Origin of the sequence: Dokdonella sp., from assembly GCF_036518555.1 — a bacterium.
GTDB lineage: Bacteria > Pseudomonadota > Gammaproteobacteria > Xanthomonadales > Rhodanobacteraceae > Dokdonella_A.
In genome coordinates this window covers 1-3,227 of the sequence record NZ_DATDMY010000300.1, presented here as the reverse complement: position 1 = coordinate 3,227, position 3,227 = coordinate 1, and the positions used below count along the sequence as shown (strand labels likewise).

4 protein-coding genes are annotated in these 3,227 nt (G+C 72.0%); all 4 read left to right on the top strand.

Annotated features, from left to right (window positions below; translation table 11 throughout):
• The coding region (locus tag VI238_RS16200; RefSeq protein ID WP_331653206.1) for a hypothetical protein at window positions 1–973 on the top strand (973 nt) is incomplete at its 5' end.
• Between the two features lie 69 nt (window positions 974–1,042).
• A complete protein-coding gene (gene fabA / locus VI238_RS16195) occupies window positions 1,043–1,558 on the top strand; it encodes a 3-hydroxyacyl-[acyl-carrier-protein] dehydratase FabA (protein ID WP_331653204.1) in 516 nt (171 codons plus the stop codon).
• Window positions 1,558–2,766, top strand: a complete 1,209-nt coding sequence (locus VI238_RS16190) for a beta-ketoacyl synthase N-terminal-like domain-containing protein (protein ID WP_331653202.1) — start codon at window positions 1,558–1,560, stop codon at window positions 2,764–2,766. The genes fabA and VI238_RS16190 overlap by 1 nt, the downstream gene beginning before the upstream one ends.
• A 7-nt stretch (window positions 2,767–2,773) precedes the next feature.
• The gene (locus VI238_RS16185) at window positions 2,774–3,082 is read left to right on the top strand and encodes a hypothetical protein (protein ID WP_331653200.1); all 309 of its coding nucleotides are present in this window, start codon (window positions 2,774–2,776) and stop codon (window positions 3,080–3,082) included.
• The last annotated feature ends 145 nt before the right edge of the window (window positions 3,083–3,227 follow it).

Below are 3,227 nucleotides of genomic sequence, written 5' to 3'. Positions count from 1 at the left end.
CGCGCTGCAGCGGTCGGTGCGCGCGCTGTTCGCGCCGGCGTCGATGTTCCTGTCGGCCGCGTTCGTACTGCTCGCAGGCATGACGCTGCCTGGGCTGATCGGCGCAGGAGGGCAGCGGCTACTGCGCAGCGGCCTCGGCCTCTCGATCGCAGGCGCGCTCGCCACGGCGACCTGCGGCGCGATCGTCTCGCTCGCGCTCGCCGGCCATATCGCAACGCCGTGGCCATTGCCTGCACTCGTGGACGTGCACGCCGCGTGCGGCGTGCTCGGCTGGATACTGCTGAGCCTCGTCGTCGTCGGCCGCGTCGTCATGCCGATGTTCCAGGGGACCGCGACGGTGCCAGGGCCCGTCCTTGCGGCCTGGCTCGGCAGCGTCGCGTTCGGGTTGCCGCTCGCGGCGGCGGTTCGGCTCGCGCATGCGCACGATTTCGCACTGCGCATGCTCCTGGCCGGCCTCGCGATCGCGTTCGCGCTCGGGGTCCTGTGGCTGCAGGCGCGCGCGCCGCATGCGCGCAATGCGCCGCTGCGCGCGTTCTGGCGCACAGGCTCGATCGCGCTCGGCGCCGCGGCGTTCGCGCTCGCGCTCGGCCATGGCCTGTTCGCGGGCGCGCTCGCGGTCGCGGTCGCGCTGCCGCTGCTGGCCTGCGGCATGCAGCTCGAGATCGCCGCCTTTCTCGGCTGGATCGACCTGCACCGCCGTTGCGGTCGCGGCACGCGGCTGCCGCCAGTACAGCGCCTGTTGCCCGACGCCGATCGCTGGCGTGTGCTCGCCGGATTGCTCGCGGTCGCGCTGCTGTTGCCGGCCGCCCTGCTGTGGCCGTCGTCGCCGCTCGTGCAGGCGTCCGCCGTCGCGATCGTCGCTTCGCGCGCGCTGCTGTGGTGGACGCTGCGCGGCGTGCGCCGTCGCGCCGCGCGCTTCCTCGCCGATGCGGACGCAACCGCCGTTTCGCCGCGCACGGGCGGAGGGCCTTGACCTGCATCAAGGCGACGCCGTGCGCGGGCGTGGAGACTCGCGGCTTTCGCCGATTCGGAATGCGCCGCCATGTCCCGACCGTCGTCGCTCGACCACGAGCAACTCCTTTCCTGCGCACGCGGCGAGCTGTTCGGTGCCGCCAACGCGCGCCTGCCGTCGCCACCGATGCTGATGTTCGATCGCGTGACGGGCATCGACGAGCACGGCGGCGCCCACGGCAGGGGATGTCTCGAAGCCGAACTCGACATCCGTCCGGATCTCTGGTTCTTCGGCTGCCATTTCGACGGCGATCCGGTCATGCCCGGGTGCCTTGGCCTCGATGCGATGTGGCAGCTCGCGGGGTTCTTCCTGCCGTGGCTCGGCGAGCCCGGGCGCGGTCGCGCGCTCGGTGTCGGCGAGGTGAGGTTCACCGGACAAGTCCTGCGCGAGTCGCGCCTCGTGCGTTACGTCATCGACGTCAGTCGCGTCGTTCGCGGCAGGCTGCGCATGGTCGTCGCCGATGGGCGCACCTTCGTCGACGACCGGCTCATCTACGTCGCCAAGGACCTGCGCGTGGGCCTGTTCCAATCGACGGAGGGCTTCTGATGCGGCGCGTCGTCGTCACGGGAATGGGCATCGTGTCGTGCCTCGGTCACGCCCTGTCCGACGTCGCGCGCGCCGTGCGCGACGGCACCAGCGGCGTGTGCGCGGTGCCCGGCTACGCCACGCTCGGGCTGCGCAGCCAGGTCGCCGGCGTGCCTCGGATCGACCTCGACGCCGCGATCGAACGCAAGGCGCGACGCTTCATGGGCGACGCGGCCGCCTATGCATGGATCGCCATGCGCGACGCGGTCGCGGACGCGGGCCTCGCGCTCGACCGGATTTGCCACCCGCGCATCGGCGTCGTCGCCGGCTCCGGCGGCGGTTCGGCGCAATGGCAGATCGAGGCCGCCGATCTCCTGCGAACGAAGGGCGTGCGTCGCGTCGGCCCGTACATGGTGCCGCGCACGATGTGCTCGACCGTATCGGCCACGCTCGCGACCGCGTTCGGCATCCTCGGCGTCAGCTATTCGATCGCGGCCGCGTGCGCGACGTCGGCGCATTGCATCGGCGCCGGGGCCGATCTCATCCGTCACGGCGCGCAGGACGTCGTGTTCGCCGGCGGCGCGGAGGAACTGCACTGGGGCATGACCGCGCAGTTCGACGCGATGGGCGCGCTGTCGAGCGCGTGGAACGCGACCCCGCAGGCTGCATCGCGACCCTACGACGCCGGTCGCGACGGCTTCGTCATCGCCGGTGGCGGCGGCATGCTCGTGCTCGAGGCGTTCGAGCACGCGCGAGCGCGCGACGCGCGCATCCATGCCGAACTGGTCGGCTACGGCGTCAGCTCCGACGGCGCCGACATGGTCGCGCCCTCGGGCGAGGGCGCGCTGCGCTGCATGCGCATGGCGATCGCGCGCGCGGGCGTGCCGATCGACTACCTCAACACGCACGGCACCGCGACACCGCTCGGCGACCTGGTCGAACTCGACGCGGTTCGCGCGGCGTTCGGTGCCGACGTTCCGCCGCTGTCGTCGACCAAGGCGCTGAGCGGCCACGCGCTCGGCGCCGCGAGCGTGCACGAAGCGATCTACAGCATCCTCATGCTGCAACGAGGTTTCATCGCGGGCTCCGCGAACATCGATGCACTCGACCCGCGCGCGCAGGGATTGCCGATCGTGCGCGAGAGCCGGGAGGCGCGACTGCGCACGGTCATGTCGAACAGCTTCGGCTTCGGCGGCACGAACGCGAGCCTCGTGTTCGCGGACGTCTAGCATCGCGATGCCCGACCACCGCGTGCCCGAACCCGACTACATCCAGGCGTGGCAGTGCATCGGCTGCGGCAAGATCGAGGCGCCGCAGACCTGCATCGGCGTGTGTCGCGACCGCAAGGTGTACTTCGTCGGCCGAGACGAGCACGAAGCCGCGCTCGCGCAGATCGCACGCCTGCGCGAATGCGTCGCGCACGTGCGCGATGCATTGCTGCGATTCGAGCGGGCGACGCCGCGCGAGGGCGCGTGGCGGCGCTCGTACGAAGCGCTGCAGGCCGAGGTGCGCGAATTGCGCGCGATGCTCGATCCGGCGCGTTGAGGCCGACGCGGGCACGCGCCACGCCGGGGGAGGTCAGGCCTTGCGCCAGCGGCCGTCGTCGATGCAGGCGCGCAATGCCGCGTGCCACGGTCGCGGATCGATCGCGCGCGCGGCGAGCCACTCCGCGTCGAACAGCGTTTCGGCA

What these genes read in the sequence shown, in the direction of transcription:
- VI238_RS16190 (WP_331653202.1), top strand. Translation starts at nt 1,558, where the DNA reads ATGCGGCGCGTCGTCGTCACGGGAATGGGCATCGTGTCGTGCCTCGGT.
- fabA (WP_331653204.1), top strand. Translation starts at nt 1,043, where the DNA reads ATGTCCCGACCGTCGTCGCTCGACCACGAGCAACTCCTTTCCTGCGCA.
- VI238_RS16185 (WP_331653200.1), top strand. Translation starts at nt 2,774, where the DNA reads ATGCCCGACCACCGCGTGCCCGAACCCGACTACATCCAGGCGTGGCAG.